Origin of the sequence: Streptomyces sp. NPDC001549, assembly GCF_042894025.1 — a bacterium.
Taxonomy (GTDB): domain Bacteria; phylum Actinomycetota; class Actinomycetes; order Streptomycetales; family Streptomycetaceae; genus Streptomyces; species Streptomyces kutzneri.
Genome location: NZ_JBIAVJ010000051.1, coordinates 1 through 15,729, shown reverse-complemented (window position 1 = coordinate 15,729; position 15,729 = coordinate 1). Strand labels below are relative to the sequence as shown.

16 protein-coding genes and 5 pseudogenes are annotated in these 15,729 nt (G+C 70.2%); 8 read left to right on the top strand and 13 right to left on the bottom strand.

Going from position 1 to position 15,729, the window contains the following annotated elements:
* Window positions 1–64: 64 nt before the first annotated feature.
* The 5 genes and pseudogenes from ACFY04_RS41965 to ACFY04_RS41945 all read right to left on the bottom strand — a co-directional run bounded on the left by ACFY04_RS41965 (window position 65) and on the right by ACFY04_RS41945 (window position 3,554).
* Window positions 65–1,072, bottom strand: a complete 1,008-nt coding sequence (locus tag ACFY04_RS41965; protein ID WP_389126149.1) for a DUF2278 family protein — start codon at window positions 1,070–1,072, stop codon at window positions 65–67.
* Between the two features lie 239 nt (window positions 1,073–1,311).
* The gene (locus ACFY04_RS41960) at window positions 1,312–1,575 is read right to left on the bottom strand and encodes a hypothetical protein (protein WP_389126147.1); all 264 of its coding nucleotides are present in this window, start codon (window positions 1,573–1,575) and stop codon (window positions 1,312–1,314) included.
* A gap of 22 nt (window positions 1,576–1,597) precedes the next feature.
* Entirely contained in the window at window positions 1,598–1,903 is a 306-nt protein-coding gene (locus ACFY04_RS41955) for a hypothetical protein (RefSeq protein WP_389126144.1), read from the bottom strand.
* A 440-nt stretch (window positions 1,904–2,343) separates the two neighbouring features.
* Window positions 2,344–2,765 (bottom strand): annotated as a pseudogene (locus tag ACFY04_RS41950) (MerR family DNA-binding transcriptional regulator).
* Window positions 2,766–3,149: 384 nt separating this feature from the next.
* Window positions 3,150–3,554: an ATP-binding protein gene (locus ACFY04_RS41945; RefSeq protein WP_389126141.1), complete on the bottom strand. Its 405-nt coding sequence runs from the start codon at window positions 3,552–3,554 to the stop codon at window positions 3,150–3,152.
* Window positions 3,555–3,872: 318 nt separating this feature from the next.
* On the opposite strand from ACFY04_RS41945, the gene ACFY04_RS41940 reads away from it, so the two are divergent.
* The gene (locus ACFY04_RS41940) at window positions 3,873–4,028 is read left to right on the top strand and encodes a hypothetical protein (RefSeq protein WP_389126139.1); all 156 of its coding nucleotides are present in this window, start codon (window positions 3,873–3,875) and stop codon (window positions 4,026–4,028) included.
* 7 nt (window positions 4,029–4,035) lie between these two features.
* Here the strand turns inward: ACFY04_RS41940 and ACFY04_RS41935 are convergent, their stop codons facing one another.
* From ACFY04_RS41935 to ACFY04_RS41905, 7 genes and pseudogenes are all read right to left on the bottom strand, one after another.
* Window positions 4,036–4,335, bottom strand: a complete 300-nt coding sequence (locus ACFY04_RS41935) for a DUF6233 domain-containing protein (RefSeq protein WP_389126137.1) — start codon at window positions 4,333–4,335, stop codon at window positions 4,036–4,038.
* Window positions 4,319–4,498 (bottom strand): annotated as a pseudogene (locus tag ACFY04_RS41930) (IS5/IS1182 family transposase); the annotation flags it as partial. The pseudogene ACFY04_RS41930 and the gene ACFY04_RS41935, both read right to left, overlap by 17 nt.
* A 924-nt stretch (window positions 4,499–5,422) precedes the next feature.
* Entirely contained in the window at window positions 5,423–5,629 is a 207-nt protein-coding gene (locus tag ACFY04_RS41925; protein WP_389126134.1) for a hypothetical protein, read from the bottom strand.
* A gap of 455 nt (window positions 5,630–6,084) precedes the next feature.
* Entirely contained in the window at window positions 6,085–6,657 is a 573-nt protein-coding gene (locus tag ACFY04_RS41920) for an RICIN domain-containing protein (RefSeq protein WP_389126131.1), read from the bottom strand.
* A 305-nt stretch (window positions 6,658–6,962) separates the two neighbouring features.
* On the bottom strand, window positions 6,963–7,283 hold the full coding sequence (locus ACFY04_RS41915) for a GNAT family N-acetyltransferase (RefSeq protein WP_389126129.1): 321 nt from the start codon (window positions 7,281–7,283) through the stop codon (window positions 6,963–6,965).
* 360 nt (window positions 7,284–7,643) lie between these two features.
* Window positions 7,644–7,808, bottom strand: a complete 165-nt coding sequence (locus tag ACFY04_RS41910; protein WP_389126127.1) for a hypothetical protein — start codon at window positions 7,806–7,808, stop codon at window positions 7,644–7,646.
* Between the two features lie 497 nt (window positions 7,809–8,305).
* Window positions 8,306–8,695, bottom strand: a complete 390-nt coding sequence (locus ACFY04_RS41905; protein WP_389126125.1) for a hypothetical protein — start codon at window positions 8,693–8,695, stop codon at window positions 8,306–8,308.
* Here ACFY04_RS41905 and ACFY04_RS41900 point away from each other — a divergent pair.
* Window positions 8,577–9,011: pseudogene (locus ACFY04_RS41900) on the top strand (AraC family transcriptional regulator); the annotation flags it as partial. The gene ACFY04_RS41905 and the pseudogene ACFY04_RS41900 sit on opposite strands and share 119 nt — an antisense overlap.
* Window positions 9,008–9,448: a helix-turn-helix domain-containing protein gene (locus tag ACFY04_RS41895; protein WP_389126123.1), complete on the top strand. Its 441-nt coding sequence runs from the start codon at window positions 9,008–9,010 to the stop codon at window positions 9,446–9,448. The pseudogene ACFY04_RS41900 and the gene ACFY04_RS41895, both read left to right, overlap by 4 nt.
* 221 nt (window positions 9,449–9,669) lie before the next feature.
* Here ACFY04_RS41895 and ACFY04_RS41890 read toward each other — a convergent pair whose 3' ends face one another.
* Window positions 9,670–10,170 (bottom strand): hypothetical protein, encoded by a 501-nt coding sequence (locus tag ACFY04_RS41890; RefSeq protein ID WP_389126122.1) that lies wholly within the window; start codon window positions 10,168–10,170, stop codon window positions 9,670–9,672.
* A gap of 838 nt (window positions 10,171–11,008) precedes the next feature.
* On the opposite strand from ACFY04_RS41890, the pseudogene ACFY04_RS41885 reads away from it, so the two are divergent.
* The 5 genes and pseudogenes from ACFY04_RS41885 to ACFY04_RS41865 all read left to right on the top strand — a co-directional run bounded on the left by ACFY04_RS41885 (window position 11,009) and on the right by ACFY04_RS41865 (window position 15,454).
* A pseudogene (locus tag ACFY04_RS41885) lies at window positions 11,009–11,766 on the top strand (aminotransferase class I/II-fold pyridoxal phosphate-dependent enzyme).
* The gene (locus ACFY04_RS41880; protein WP_389126119.1) at window positions 11,763–12,194 is read left to right on the top strand and encodes an aminotransferase class I/II-fold pyridoxal phosphate-dependent enzyme; all 432 of its coding nucleotides are present in this window, start codon (window positions 11,763–11,765) and stop codon (window positions 12,192–12,194) included. The pseudogene ACFY04_RS41885 and the gene ACFY04_RS41880 overlap by 4 nt, the downstream one beginning before the upstream one ends.
* A complete protein-coding gene (locus tag ACFY04_RS41875; protein WP_389126116.1) occupies window positions 12,191–13,324 on the top strand; it encodes a GNAT family N-acetyltransferase in 1,134 nt (377 codons plus the stop codon). Before ACFY04_RS41880 ends, ACFY04_RS41875 begins: the two co-directional genes overlap by 4 nt.
* 17 nt (window positions 13,325–13,341) lie before the next feature.
* Window positions 13,342–14,237: pseudogene (locus ACFY04_RS41870) on the top strand (NAD-dependent epimerase/dehydratase family protein); the annotation flags it as partial.
* Window positions 14,234–15,454 carry a condensation domain-containing protein gene (locus ACFY04_RS41865; protein WP_389126113.1) on the top strand — a complete coding sequence of 407 codons (1,221 nt, stop codon included), beginning with the start codon at window positions 14,234–14,236 and terminating at the stop codon, window positions 15,452–15,454. The pseudogene ACFY04_RS41870 and the gene ACFY04_RS41865, both read left to right, overlap by 4 nt.
* Window positions 15,455–15,729: the final 275 nt, after the last annotated feature.

The window sequence follows — 15,729 nt, the reverse complement described above, 5'->3', positions numbered from 1 at the left end:
TGCGAAGATCGCCCTCGCCCGCCGATCATGCGCTTTGGTCGGCGGGCGAGGGCGCTGATGGTGTTCAGAAGGTGATGGTCTGTCCCTCGCGTCCGGCTTGTCGCGCGGTGTAGGCGACGCCGTGGACTTTGAGGCCGTCCGGGTTGAGGAGGGTGATAGTGCCGCCTTGATTGCCGAGCTGGAATCCGTTGCCGCCCGGGACGGTGAGGGTGGTGCCGGGCTGGAGCGGGCCGGCGGGAAGCGGGAGGGTCTGCTGGTTGCGGTCGACGAGGCGCCAGCCCTGGAGGTTGACCGGCGCGGGGGAGGCGTTGAGCACGGTGACGGTTTCGGCTTCGGGTGCCGGGCCGATGGGGTTGACCAGTGCGGCCATGATCCGCAGGGGTTCCTCGCGGTCGCCGGTGCGGGGTGGTGCGGTGTCGATGGGGTGGCCGGTGGTGTCGTCGGTGTGCCAGGCCTGGGACTGGAAGGCCAGGAAGACTGCGACCCAGCGGTTTTCGGAGGGTAGGTGCACGAGCAGGGCGCCGTCCTGCCAGACGCCGTTGTCGGAGCGGAAGCGCCCGCTGTTGCCCTGGTTCATGTGGATGTCGTGGACGCCGTTGCCGGGCAGGAACCCGAATACCTTGTCGGCGGTATTCGCCTCGGGGCCGAACCGTTGCCCGAAGACGTAGAGGGCGGCGGTGGGGTCGGCGATGGCCCGCTGCACGTAGTGGTCGAGCAGGTCGGCCAGGTCGTTGTCGGCGCCCTCGAGATCGGGCGGGAGCAGTCGCATCGAGGCGGGGTCGAATAGGTTGCCGCGGATGAAGTCCAGGCTGGCCTTCCCCGGTTGCGACGCCAGGGCCGTCCATCCGCTGCCGGCTGGCGGGAGCAGCTCGGTCACGGGGTGGCGGAAGTCGTCGTCGGCCAGGTACAGCAGCTCCGAGGGTGCTTGCTGTGACTCGACGTTGACGGCGGCACGGTAGTGGGTGCCGGCGTTGTCGGTGAGGTGGATCTGGTAGTGCGGGGTATCGCTGGATCCCTCCCGGCGCCGGTCGACGGCGCGGGCGGCCAGGACACCGTATTTGTTCAGCGGCATGGGTCATCCTCTGGATGCGGTGGGAGCGGCACGGCCGGGATGTGGTCGTGCCGATGGGGCAGGCTTGGTGCGGGATGTGCTCGCCGCGGTAGCGGAGCAGCGACCGCTCAGGTCGGCTGAGCGGCACAAGTCCCGCGCTGGACAGGGATAGGCAGTGGCCGGACCGGCAGCCGTCGTGGAACGGGGACGGCCAGGAGGTGTCCGACTCTTGGCAGGTCCGCCAGTTACGGCGGGGTGTTTCACGGGTAGCGGAGGGCGGCGTGGTCGGAGGCGGGTTTGTCGCGGCGCGCGGTGGGGTCGCCGCTGACGGAGGGCAAGGGGGTGTTCAGCCCCGGTGGAGGCATGCTCAACGCGGGCCAGCCCGGCTGTGGAACCTCGCCCCACACATCCCCGAAGGCCAGCGCCACTCCCGCATCCAATTGGTCGCCCTGGTCGGGGCGCTCGAAGCCGGAGGTGCCGATCTGGGAGCCGGGCCGGCCGAGGAGGATCTGGTGCGAGTACATCTGGGGCCGCGGAAGGCGTACGTCACGAGCTGGCGCCGCTGACGCCAGGGGCGACGAAGCGCCGGTGCAGGGGGTGGAACTTCGGCTCGGGGTCGCTTTGCACGCCCAGTTCGTCCTTGAGTACGGGGGCGATCCTGGCCTCGATGAACCGGTTGAAGTGGTCTTCCGACTCCCAGATGTCCATCACGTTGAGGCCGCCGCGGACGAACCAGGCGGCGTGCAGCACGCACCCGTCCGGTGCGTCCTCTTCCCAGCGGACCTTCCGGCGGACCGCGTCGTACACGTCGGGTGTGATCTCGGGCCAGGAAAAGGTCATCACGACTGCCATGGAGTGTCCTCTCGACCGCCTGGACGTGCCGCGGCCGGACGGCACACGGGATCGCACTGCGAAGCTAAGCTGCCGGTATCGCCGGTGCATTCCGGGGCGTCCATCCGAGAAGGGCCAGGGCCAGGTGTGCTCTCGGCACCGTGGGCGTGATCAAGCTCCAGCTCCTCGTCCTCGGCCGCTGCGACACCCGGGTCGCTGCCCGGCGCGGTGCGGGGATGAGAGGGGCGGCTCCTGTGGGAGTAGCGGGTCAGTGCCAGGCGTCAACCCTCGCGCGCACATGTCACACAGGATGCCGAACGCTGTGCTTTTGATGCGGGGCGATGGCCGGCCGCGGCTATGGTCGGTCGCAGTCCGCGCCGATAGGGCGTGCGCGGGCGAGGCCCGGTGACCAGAGCGCTCTGGCGGCAGTAGTGCCGGGCCGCCCAACCACCCCGCTGTGCTCAGTTCAGCCGGGTGGTGGCGTATGCCTCGATGGCGTCGCGCTGGTACGCGGCAAGACCTGGGGCGATCGCTTCGTAGGCGGTGCGCCAGGCGTCGTTCTCCACGCAGGAGCGCCCGATGGCCCGGTACTCCTCGACGGAGACGCTGCGCAGCTGGGCCAGCGCTCGGTACTGAACGTCGATCTCGGCCTGCACGGGGTCTGCCTCCGCCGGGTGGCCTGCAGCCATGAGTTCGGCCAGCCTGATCATCTGAGCGCTGCGCTTACGGTGCGCGGCATCGGCGTCGGCCTGGCTCATTGTGGCAGCGCGGCGCCGTTGGCGCCGATCCGGGCCGGCGGCAGCAGGCCGGTCTCGTCGTAGTGGCGCAGTGTCCGGGCGGTCACGCCCGACATCCGGGCCACCGCTGAGATCGGCCAGTCCATCACGACTCCTGCACGTTTGTGTCGCCGGGCCGGCCTCTCCGGCCCTGGCCACGACGGTAGGAGCTGCCGCAGCGGCAACTTCAACCCCCGAGACCATGTTCTTCGCAGTCGAACAGGCACGGTCTGCAGCCGAGCGGAACGGACTCCGTCCGGCCCGCTCGAACCGTCAGGAGTCCGACCAGGATCCGGCGATTTGGATGCCGGCGCTGGCTGTGCACTGCCGGTACATCGGTGAGTGGGTGGTGACCAAGCACCGGTGGTGGGGTCTGGCGGTGGACCAGGCCGAGCACGAGGCGCTGCTGGGGTACGCGGCCGGCCGCCCGAACGCGAACCTGCCTTCGAGCGGGCGAGCTGAGACAGCCTCTGGGCATGGGACGGCAGAGCTCAACCGGCCATGGACGGCGGGGGAGGACGGAGGCAGACTTGTACCCTCTTGCCTCTGCCGTCCCTGTTCAGCCAGCACGACCATTGGTCGGCGAGAGAGGCCACCAGTCCGAGTCCGCGGCCGGATTCGGCTGATGGCGCCGAGTCGCGCGGTGTGGGTTGGGCGGAGGAGTTGTCCTCGACCTGGATGATGAGGGCGTTGCCCGGCCGCCATGTCAGGTCGAGGCGGATGTGCTCGTTGTGACCCTCGGTTTGCGCGCGGCCATGGACGGCGGCGTTGGTGGCCAGCTCACTGCAGATCAGGACAGCGTCGTCCTCAAGGTCGGCGCAGCCCCACTCGTAGAGCTTGGCGGCGGCGAAGCGGCGGGCCGCGCCGGCGGCTCTCATGTCGCTGGGGATCTCCACGCAGGCCGACACCGTTGTGGGGTCTTGGATGATCGAAGACGTTGCGTGTCGTGACGCCTCAGGTTCCGTAAGCGCTGTCTGGCGGTTCATGTGCTGGCCCTCCACGCACCTGCCGGTGGCTTCGGGTCCGGGAGCGACGACCGAGATGCAAGACGAGCACGGTGACGCTGGGACGACCCTGGCGGACGGCGGAGCCGTCGCCCACCCGCCGGAGCCTGCGAGAACAGGTCCGGCCCATCATTCCAGGATGCGGAATTTCCATTCCATTAAAATATAGGAAAGGCCGCGTGCTTCGTCAATAGCCGTCAGTCGATCGACGTGTATGGGGGTGGGTTCCAGAGGGCCTGCCGGACCGCGACCATCAGCGACCGGGGCGCCGCGGCCGCGATCGGCGATTCGGCGCTGCTCCTGGACTGGCGCGGCGACGGACGCGGCTACCAACGCCACGACCACACCGCGTCCCCGACCGTCTGACCTGTGATCAGTCGCCGGGGCCGGGCACGTCGTCCTGGCCGTGGGTGAAGATCGGCAGCAGTGCCTCGGCGGCGTCGCACACGGTGCACGCCGTCGTACCGGGCCGTGCGAGCGCGTCGAGCGCCTGCATCGTGCCCAGCGGGTGCGCGCGGTCGGTGGCGCTCGGGCAGCCCTCGGCGTGGACGGTGACCGGGCGTCCGTGGGTGCGGCCGTCGAGCAGCCACGCCCACCGGGCCGGCGCCGAGGTACGGGTACGGGGGTGGGCTGGGATGCGACCGAGGTCGACCCCGGGCAGCAGGCTGGGCATAGGGATGCCCGTTGCGCAGGTGGGCGAGGGTGAGCAGGGCTTGTCGGTCGGCGCTCAAGCGGCGCCATCGGCTCCCGAACGCGCGGCGGCGGTCACGGATGCGGGCTGTCAGGAAGCGAAGGTGCGAGCTGGACAGGTCCAGCCCGGACGGGTAGACAAGCACGTGAAGCCTCTGGTCGGCACGGGTGATCTTCGTCGTGAACCCGTCTACCAGGGGCTTCACTCATCTGTCACGCCAACTGCCCCACCAGCATGGCAGGTTGGAAAGACCTCAATGGCTCCCGGCTCACCGTCTCTAGCCGGTTTTGACCAGCCGTGCGGGCCGCTCCCCAGTTCTATCCTGGTCGCGTCTCCTGGCTGTTCTGTTGCAACTCGACGGCCAGCTCCCAAACGGCTCTCTGGAAATCATCGACAGGTGCGGCATGTTGGCGCCCATTGCGTACAGGCCAGAAGGCGAGATAGCAGCGGAGGCAGACGCTCGCCTCCTGCCAAATGTGTATCCGGAACGGCAAAAGCTCCTCGCTCTCGCGATCGGCCCTTGAGGAATCCGCATAGGAACGGAGGGTCCAGCGCAGCACGAGAAGCATGCAGGGTAAGACCACGGCCACTGCCGCTATGGTGCGGGCATTCGTCGTGCCCAGGTCAGGGCCTGCGATGAACAGGTACACGGGAATCAAGAGCACGAGCATTGCGAAGTAGCAGCCGCAGCTATCGATCTCAGCCTGATGGTGCCTGGGAGGGCTGACCCGCAACGCCAGGTCGCTTTGGTTCCATCCAACATGGTCGACCGACCTCCCGGTGCCCCACGAACCAGACGGGGAAGACGTTCCTCCGAAGATGCCGCCTCCGCCATCATGGATGGTGCGTACGCTTCGAACCTGGTCAAGTCGACGGCACCGTGGGCACGCAGCCAAGTCCCCGCTCCTCACATCCGTGAGCCACTGATTGCATCGCATGCACCAACTCGGTTACAGAATAGTTCAGTTCAATGACTCGGTGCAGTCAGCAGACCACCGGGCACAGGGGCCGGACTGGCTGGGCGCCCAGGTGACGACCTGCGGGCGGGGCTTGGTGGTGATCTGCTCACTCATGCTGCTGCCTCCCCGTCCGCCGGTGCGGAGGGGTGGGTGCGGGCGGCGCGCCGCAGCTCGACGCCGCCGGCCCGCCAGGCGGCGGACGCCGCCCAGTAGGGGTGGGAGCACAGGTTCCCGGAGAGGGCGATCAGCCAGCGCCGCAGCGCGGTCGTACCGGCCCCGGCGGGGGCCTGCGCGAGCTCGGCGTAGGTCTGCTGCACGCCCTTTGGAGCGTGATCAGGTCCTCGGGGAAGCGGAGGTCCGCCAGACCAGCCGGAGGCGGCTCTGCAGGACGGCCATCGCGTCATCCATCCGAGGGGCGCAGCGGGCCCGTCAAAGGCGCCCTGCGGGGCTTCTGCAGCACGGCGGCGGCATGCGGCCGCTGGCCCCTGCCCCTTCTCCTTGCCGTGCTGCTCGCGGCCTCGGGATGCGCCACCGTCCACCCCGCACCTACCCGGCCCGCCGAGGCCTCGCCCGTCACGGTCCCGGAAGACCACAAGCACCCCGTCGCCCCCGGGGCCCGGCCCGGACCGCTGCGCCGCGGTCGGGGGGTTCGGAGGCGGTCAAGGGGCTGTCCGCCTGGGGATGGCGGTGGGCTCGGCGCGATCCAGGTTCGGTAGGGGGACGGCCGGCTTTGCAGGTCAGTTCTGACTCACCTGCAAGGCCACTGGTGTGTTCAGGCGGTGGTGTCGTACAGCTTGGTTGCGGTCTGTCCGTTGCAGTCCCACTGCTGGATGCGGGCGCCGTTGGCGGTTTGGGCGTTCTCGACCTCGAGGCATTTTCCGCTGTAGTAGTTCCTGAGGGTGTAGTAGCCGTTGCCGGCATCGACCGGGTACCACTTCGATCCGGCCTGTCCGTTGCAGTCCCACTGCTGGATCCGGGCGCCGTTGACGGTCTGGGAGTTCTCGACCTCGAGGCACTTGCCGCTGTAGTAGTTCCTGACGTATTCGTAGCTGCCGTGCGTTTCGGCGTACCAGCCGGATCCGGCCTGTCCGTTGCAGTCCCACTGCTGGACGCGGGCGCCGTTGACGGTCTGGGAGTTCTCGACCTCGAGGCACTTGCCGTTGAAGGTGTGGACCAGCCAGCCGTTCGCAGCGGCTGCGGATGTGCGCCGATCGGACGCGGCCGGTCCGGGGCTGGGCAGGGAGGACGGACCGGAGGCGGACGCAGAGGCGGGCGCCAGACTCGTGGGAAGTACGAAAGCCCCGACGGTGGCGCCAAGGACGGCGAACTTCTGGATTTTGCGCATGTCAGCCCCTCTGTTGGTGATGGATGGTGACGTGGCGCTCATTCGACGCCCCGTCCCGTCGAGACGCTGTCAGCCCGATGGGCACTGCCGCGGCCAGGGCCGGCTTCTTGAGCATCGGAGCCTTCCTTCCGGTCTGCGGGACGGGGTGTGCAAGGAAGCGAGCGTGGTTGGCGGCGATAGCGGCGCCAGATCTGGTGTCGAGTATGGGGAGATGGCGTCCTCCCCGTCTTTGGCCGTGAGTGCCGGTTTCCTTGTCACCGCGTGCACGGCGACGGCCGCCGCAGACGGCCAGGGACGTCCGACACTCAAGGGGCGGAAGCGGTTCCCCCGGTCGCGGCCCCGGTCGAAGGGTTCGGGTCGCGCCACATCGAACAGGGGCTCGGCCCGTCGTCCGGCAGGCAGACATCGCCCGTGACGCGGAAGCCGAGCCCCTCGTGGAACGGGATGTCGGAAACCTTGCTGGACTCCAGGTAGGTAGGCTGTCCGAGCCGGTCGCAGTGCGCCAGCTGCTCCCTGACGAGCGCCGAAGCGACACCCGCTCCCCGGGCCGCGGGATCCGTTCCCAGGGGCGGAAGGTACCAGTGCGGCGCGTCCGGGTGGGCCTCGTGCAAGGCGTTCTGGACCACAGCGGGCCGCCCAGCCCCCTTACGACGAAGACAGGCGCGTAGCGAGGCAAGGCCGCCAGCTCCCGTAGGGCGGAGGTCTACCAGGGGCAGGGCCCCGACCACGGAGCGGCCGCCAGCAGCCGTCTAGGCCATTGGGGCCGGTGCCGACGACGATGGCGTCCACCTGCGCGGCCGTCCACCCGATGGCTTGCGCCTCCCCCTTCTTCCCCGCTTTGGTTAGGGACAACAGGTCCAATAGGGGCCCGCCTGCGGGTCTGTGAACGGGTCTGCCGGGCGTCAGGCACGGTGACGGGGTTGTCCCGAGGTACCCGAGGCGGGCATCCACGTCGGCCTCGGCGTTCTACTGACGGCCGACATGGCTCAGTCGGACGTCCAGCCCTTCGCGGTCCGGCACGGCCCGCCGGGGCCGGCGCCGCACTTCGCGCACTCCAGCCGCAGGACCGCGGCGGCGACCGCGGCGTCCCGCTCCCGGCGGCGCCGGGCTTGCGCTGCCTTCGACTCCAAGCCGATCCCGATCCCGGCCATGGCCTCCGGGTAGGTGGTCGTCGCGCGGCATGCGGCAGCCGCCGTCTTGCCGTCCCGAGCGAGGGCGAGGACCTGCCGGATGGTGGGTACGAGCCCAGCCAGCCGCCACGGTCGGGGCCCCGACCGCCGCACCCACACCGGCCCTGCCGCTGGTGGCCCTCCCGGACCCGAGCCGCTCCCGCTACTAGACCCAAGTCCCAGCCCCTGGGCAGGGACCGCCCACTCGGCCCCGCGCTCCTGTTCACTGACCCGCGGTGCAAAACAGCCGACGCTCTCGTGCGGGTTGTGCCGGCGGTGCAGATGCAGGCGCTGCCGGCGGGATGCGCGGCGCCTGGGGAAACGGCTCGGCCAAGGGACGAGATCCTCTGCCAGCGCACGCATTTGGCGTGGAGTGCACCCCGAAGCTGACCGGCAGGGTGCTCGCCCCCACCCGCCAGGTGCCTGAGCATGAACGTGGACCTGGTGACCGGGTGGGCTAGTGCTGTGACCGGGAAGGTTCACCGGGTCACGACGCCCGGCACGGCACCTCGCCGCGTTGTCGGACCGCGCACGTACGTCCAGTACGAGCCGCGGCCCTCCGCCTTGCGATACACCGCACCGGACGCCGCACCCCGGCAAACCTTCCCGGCCACAGCAGTAGGGAGCGCGATGACAGCCAGAGAAGTGGAATCGGAACTGTCCGTCTCCGTATCCACCAACAGCGTCAGCGAGCGGGACGGCTTCGAGTGGTGGAACGGGATGGTCAGCGAAGCGGTCGGGGCGGTGTCGATCACCAGCCGGCATGCCGACCGCTTCAGAGGAGCAGCGACGTCGCTGCGTCTGCCGCAGACCGAGGTGTCCTCGTTCTCCTTCTCGCCGATGTCGGCCCAGCGGACACCCGTGGACATCCGACGCTCCGACCCGGACTGCTACTTCCTCTTCCTGGTCCACGGCAGCCCAATGGGGCTGGAACAGCGCCGCAGCAACACCCTGCTCAAGGCCAGAGACATGGCCCTGTTCGACACCTCCCAACCTCTGGCCTGCGAGTTCGAGGATCACAGCAGACTTTCGCGCGTCACCCTGCTCCGGCTGCCCAGAACCGCCCTGCCGCTCCCACCCGACCGGATCGACGGACTGCTGGGCACCCGCCTGCCCTCCCGCACAGGAGCGGGCGCGCTCCTCGCCGACTACCTGGCCGGCCTGCGCGAGAGCACCGACCGATGCGAAGCCGACGAGCTACAGCGCCTGGGCGCCATCGCGGTCGATCTGGCCACCGTCTTCCTGGCCAGCCGACTCGACAGCCCCCTTCCCTTCCGGCCGAGACCCGCCACCAGGCCCTGCTCGCCCGGATCCAGAACTTCATCGACCACAACCTGGCCGACCCCGATCTCACTCCGGCCACCATCGCAGTACACCACAACATCTCCGTACGCCTACTGCACCAGCTATTCCAGCAGCAGCCGGAGACGGTTGGCGCCACGATCCGCCAGCGCCGACTGGAGCGCAGCCGAGCCGATCTCACCAATCCGCGGATCGCGCACCGGAGCATCGGCCAGACCGCAGCCCGATGGGGCTTTCGCCACCAGGCGCATTTCGCCCGCGCTTTCCGCCTCGCGTACGGAATGTCTCCCAGCGACTTCCGACGCACGGCCGGCATGTGACGGAACGCGTCGCGGGACCTTGACCGACAGGGCTGACCTGCGTAAACGCGTCTGCGGCGGGCGAAGTGGCTGTGGAGGGGCGGGCGGGACCTGGTCCAGGTCCTTGCGGGGTGGCTGTCCGGCCCCGGAAGACCAAGAACCCGACCGGTCGCTGTTCTTGCAGATCGCGCCTGCTCGACGCGGGTCTGGGGCACCAGGACGAGCCGCGGCCCGTCCGACCCTCACGCGCCCCCGCCGTCACCCGGCTCGCCGGGGTTCTCGTCACCGTTGCCGGTGTGCAGGACGAGCGGCTTGCCCATCCCGATGCGGACCTCGTCGAAGAACTGCGGGTCCTGCATCGTCCACGCGCCGCCGACCCTTCCGCCGACCGTCCCGGCCAGCAGCCGCTCGGCATCCCCGTGCTTGTGCCGGGCCGCCTCCGCGACCAGGAACCGCACATCCTCGACCGGCCCGCCGGCGCGGGCGGTCACAGCGGCCATCCGGAACAGCGCCCCGGGGTGCCCGGCTTCAGCAGCCGAGCCCGGCCACTCCGCAGCCCGCAGCAGCTCCCCGCGGCTCAGCGCCTTCGAGCCCAGCCGGTACATCGAGTTGGCGTGCTCCCGCTCCTCCTGGCTCAGCCCGTGCGAGTCCGTCAGCGGGCCGAAGTCCCCGTCGGGCCGGTCCCAGAAGTCCGGCGGCCCGGCGAGTTGGTCCAGCGGATCCGCGAGCCCGGCCGGGACCACCGGATCCGGGCCCTGGGGCCCCGCCGGAGTGGCCTTCGTACCTGCTCACATCCGTCACCTGTCCTTCTCCCCGACGCTCTTCTCCGTCTTCCGATACCCGTCTCGAACATGCCCAGCGAGCTTGCCCCTTGGATGCGTGACGGCCTTGTTCCGCAATGTGTGGAGACGGTCCACCGGTATGCCCGTCAGGACAGCGATCTCCCCATCGCTCAGCCCGCGACTCTGCAGCTCCACCACCCGCCGGCGCTGGCTGTCGCGCTAACCCTGATCTGCGGGATCGCCAGCTGCTGCAGGACCTCGCGGTCCTCCTCGGCGAGCGTCCGCTGTGCCGGGAGCACATCCAGCGCGTCCCCGCCCGGCAGGACGCTGTGCCGCCGCAGCCTTGGCGGCCGCACGGCCCACCCGCAGATGCCGCGGCCGCCCGCTGCCCCGGGGTCCGCGTGCACCGCGCCCAGTGACCATTCCCCCGTCTGGCCGTTAGCCGATCATGGCGTCCGAGTGACCAATCGCCGCGCCACGACCGAGGTCTCCGCGGTCGTGGTCCTGGCAGGCCTTCCCGTACGCGACCGCGCGGGGATCCGGTTCAGCCATCGAGTCTGCGGGCTCCTGTTCCGCTTCCGGGCGCCCTCGAAGACGGCATCAAGATCACCAGTGCCGCTGTGTGGCCGGCCGCCCGCCGCACTTCCACGCCTCGGACCGCAGGGAAAGCGGGTGCTGCGGTGAGGCGCGGCCCCGTCAGTCATGAGTCGGCACGCTGAGCGGGTGCCGGTGCCCACGGGAATCAACGTTGAGGAGAGAACCAGTGGCGGACATTTTCGCCAAGCAGTTGTCGTCGGTCATGCGGACGATGACGGGCCCGGGGCCCCGGCCGCTGTACCAGGCGGTGGAGGGCAGGGACGGGGAGGCCCTGATCGGCGGGGCACGGGTGGTGATGGCGGCGTGCAACGACTACCTGGGTCTGGCGGATGACCCGCGGGTCTCCGCGGCGGCGGTGCGGGCGGTGGAACGGTATGGCACGTCGTGTTCCGGAAGCCGGCTGATCGGCGGGACGCTGCCGCTGCACGAGGAACTGGAACGTGCGGTGGCCGCGTTCCTCGGTCAGGAGGCGGCGATCGTGACCACGACCGGCTGCCAGGCGAACCTGGCACTGACTCCGCTGTTCGGCAGGGGGACGTCGTCTTCAGCGACATGGCCAACCATGCCTCCTTGGTCGATGCCGTCCAGGCCGGACGGGCCGTGAGCCGCAGGTACCGGCACTCCAGCATGGGGCACCTGGAGAGGCAGCTCGCCGCCGCCGACGGCGAGGCCGCGAAGGTGATCATCACGGACGGGCTCTTCTCCGTCGAGGGCGACCTGTGCCGGCTGCCTGAACTCGCCGGCCTCGCCCGGCGCCACGATGCCCGGCTGGTGGTCGACGGCGCCCATGACATCGGGCTGCTGGGCGCCGGCGGGCGCGGGGTGGGCGAGCACTTCGGTCTGATGGACGAGGCCGACCTCCATACCGGAACCTTCTCCAAGTGCTTCGGGTCGATCGGCGGCTCCTCGCCGGGCCTGCGGAAGTCATCCACTTCCTCCGCCACACGGCCCGGTCGGTGATCTTCACCGCGTCCATGCCGCCCGCCTCCGCCGCGGCCCTGGAGATCATCACGAACGAGCCCGGGCGCCGTACGCGCGTGTTCGAGGTGGCGCGCCGGGTCAAGAGCGGGTTGCGGGAGCTCGGCTTCGACACCGGGGAGTCGCTGACCCCGATTGTTCCCGTCCACATCGGTGAGACCGGGATGTGCGGGCGGATGTGGCAGGAGGTCCTGGACGAGGGGGTGTTCACCAGCGTGGTGGTCGCCCCCGCGGTGGCGGAGGGGCACGCGCTGATCCGGCTGTCGCTGCAGGCCACCCACACCGACGACCACATCACCCGGATCCTCGACGCGTTCGCCACCGCAGGCCGGCGCCTGGGCCTCATTCCTGCAGCCCCGCCGGTCCTGCCCCGGCCGCGCGCTGCCGCCGCCACGGCCGGTGCGCGATGACCGTCACCGTCACCCCCGTCGAAGGCCGCGCCGACACCACCGCCTTCATCCGCCTCCCGTACGCCATCTACCGTGACGACCCGCTGTGGGTCGCCCCGCTGGAGCGTGAGCAGCGGGCCTTCCTCGACCCGCGCCGCAATCCCTTCCACACGGTGGGCACGGTCCGCCTGTTTCTCGCCCGCCGCAGCGGCACGGTCATCGGACGGATCGCCGCGATCGTCGACCCCCGCTACCAGGAGCGGCACGACCCGAGGTGCGGCCAGTTCGGCCTCTTCGAATGCGTGGACGACACCGAAGCCGCCGCCGCTCTCTTCAACGCGGCAGCCGACTGGCTCGGCGAGCAGGGCCTGCCCCGGATCCTCGGCCCGCTCAGCTTCTCCACGAACCACGAGTGCGGGCTGCTCGTCGACGGCTTCGACCGCCCGCCCACCATGCTCATGCCGCACAATCCCGCCTACTACCCGCAGCTCTTCAACACCTGCGGATTCACCAAGGCCAAGGACCTGCTGTCCTGGCGCGTGCCCATGCCCGCCGACGGGGAGCCCCCCGCCGTCATCCGCCGGGCCGCCGAACGCGCCCTGAGCGCACCCGAAGTCCGGATCCGCCCCATGAACCGCCGACGCTTCGACAGCGACATGGCCGCCATCCGGGACATCTACAACGACGCCTGGTCCCAGAACTACGCCTCCGTCGCCATGACCGACCAGGAATTCGCCCACACCATCCGGCAGATGAAGCCCATGCTGCGCCCCGAGCTGGTCCAGATCGCCGAGGTCCACGGCGAGCCCGTCGCCTTCGCCCTCGTCCTCCCGGACACCAACCAGGCTCTGCGCGCCGCCCGCGGCCGCCTGACCACCTACGGCCTGCCCATCGGGCTCATCCGCATCCACCACGCCGCCCGCCGCATCAACCGCATCCGGGCCATCGCCACCGGGATCAAGAAGGAACACCGGGCCCGCGGCCTCGCCGCCGCCCTCCTCACCCAGGCCCAGCGCACCGCGTTCCGCCTCGGCTACACCGAGACCGAACTCTCCTGGATCCTGGAGGACAACCGCGACGCCAACCGCTCCACCAAGGCTCTGGGCGGCATCCACTTCCGCACCCACCGCCTCTACGAGCGCACCGCATGAGGTACCTCGTCACCGGCGCCACCGGCTTCATCGGCACCCGTCTGGTCGCCCGGCTCACCGCACACGGACATCACGTCACCGCCCTCGTCCGCAACGGCCGGCACGTCCCCCGGGCCCGGACCGTTCAGGGAGACCTTGCCACCGGAGCCGGCCTGGCGGCGGCCGTCGAGGACACCGACCACGTCATCCACCTCGCCGGACTCACCAAAACCCGCACCCGCAGCACTATGCCGAGGTCAACACCGAGGGAACCCGCCGCCTCTGCGCCGCCATCGCCGCCCTCCCACAGCCGCCGCGCCTGGTCTACTGCTCCTCCCTCGCCGCAGCCGGGCCAGGACGGCTGCGCCACGAAGACGACCCGCCCCAGCCCGTCTCCGCGTACGGCCGCAGCAAGCTCGGCGGCGAGCACGCCCTGCACGCCGCCGCCGACCGGGTTCCAGGCGTGATCGTCCGCCCGCCGATCGTCTACGGCCCCGGCGACCGCGAGTTCCTGCCCCGCCTGGTCACGGCCGTCCGGACCGGCCTGTTGCCCGCCGTCGGCGGCCGGGGACCACGCCACTACTCCCTCATCCACGTCGACGACCTGTGCCAGGCCCTGCTCCTGGCTGCCGACTCCGGCACCCCAGGCGCGACCTACCACGTCAGCGACGGCACCGAACACCTCTGGCAGGACATCGGCACCGCCGCCGCAGTCATCGGCCGACGATCACCCCGCCTCGTCCACATCCCCGCCCGCCTCGCGATCGCCGCGGCCCGCACCCTGGGCCGAACCTCCACCCTCAACCAGGACAAGATCACCGAACTCATCCACCCCGACTGGACCTGCGCACCGGGTCAGCTCCCCTTCACCCCGCGCATTCAGCTCCGCGAGGGCCTGCAGAGCGCCCTGCGGCACCGACAAGGCACACCATGAGGGAACGAGCGACGCGCCGACGTCTTTCCGCGTACGAACGCTTCGTATGGGCCGCCGGCCAGGCACTGCCCCTCAACATCGCCGCCGTCGCCCGAATCCACGGCCGCGCCGATCCCGGCCGACTCCGCGAAGCCCTTGCCGCCGCACGGCGACGCCACCCACTCCTCGCCGTACGCGTCGCCGGCTCGGGGCGGTGGCGGGCGTGGCTGACCACCGAGGAGGTCGCCGACCCGCGGCTCCGCCTCGTCAGGGCGACAGCACCCGACAGTTGGGCCCGCGTGGTCGAAGAGGAACTCCAGCGCCCCTTCGACACCGCCGCCGGCCCCCTCGCCCGCTTCGTCCTGGTGGACGCCGCGGACTCCTTCGACCTCATCAGCGTCTACCACCACCTGGCCGCCGACGCGAGCTCGGCGGCCATCGTCATCCACGACATCCTCCGCGGCTCCGCCGAAGCCCCGAGCGAGCCCGTCCTCCCCCCGCCCGCCGACGCACTCCTGCCACGCCCCAGGCCGGAACTCTCCGACCTCCGCAAACTCGCCCGCTCACTCAGCGGCCCTACCCGCCGGCACCATCACGGCGGTGGCCCCCTCACCTTCACCACCTGGTCCCTGGACGAAGACGAGACCTCCACCATCCTTGCCCGCTGCCGCACCGAAGACACCACCCTGCAGGCGGCACTCTGCACCGCCTTCGCCCGCGCCTTCGCCCGCGCCCGACCCGTACACATCGCCGTCGCGGCAGACCTACGCCGCATCCTCGCTCCAGCCGCCCGCTCGGCCGTCGGCCTCTACGCCACCGGCTTCCTCCAGCCCATCGACACCACCACCCCCGATTTCTGGACCCAGGCCCGCGACGTCAAAACCGACATCCACCGCCGCCTGACCCCGAACGAACTCGGCCCACTCGTCCGCGCATACCGCCTGCTGCCCTTCATCCCTCACCAGGCGATCGGATCCCTGCTCCACCGCAGCGAAACCCAAGGCGCCCGCTTCGACGTATCGATCAGCAACGCCCGCCTCCCGATCCCCACCGACTACGGCCCCCTGCGCCTGACCGCGCTGTACGGCGCCGCACACACCAGCCTCTCCGGTGCACCCCTGGTCCTCGTCGTCGGTATCGACGGCCGCCTGTGCCTCAGCGTCACCTCGACCGACGCCACCGGCTCCCAACACCTGTACAAGCGAGCCATGTCCCACCTGGCGGCGGCACTCAACTGACTTGCGTCCCCGCACCCGGGCCAGTCCAAAGAGCCAGGAGTGATCGGCTGAGCCCCCACGGGCCGGACTTGACTCACCACGGAGTGCCCGGCGCCAGCCGCCCCTGGCCGAGCGCAGCCCCAGCCTTCCGTACCGTCACCAGTGAGCGTCGACCGCCCGCATCGGTGATCTCCCCGTTCAGGACGTGTCAGCGATCTTGTGTAAGTCGCCTGGTTTCATTGGATGCTGAGCCGGTCCTCGAAGAAGAGTGAGAACTGGTTCAGTGCCTCTTTCCA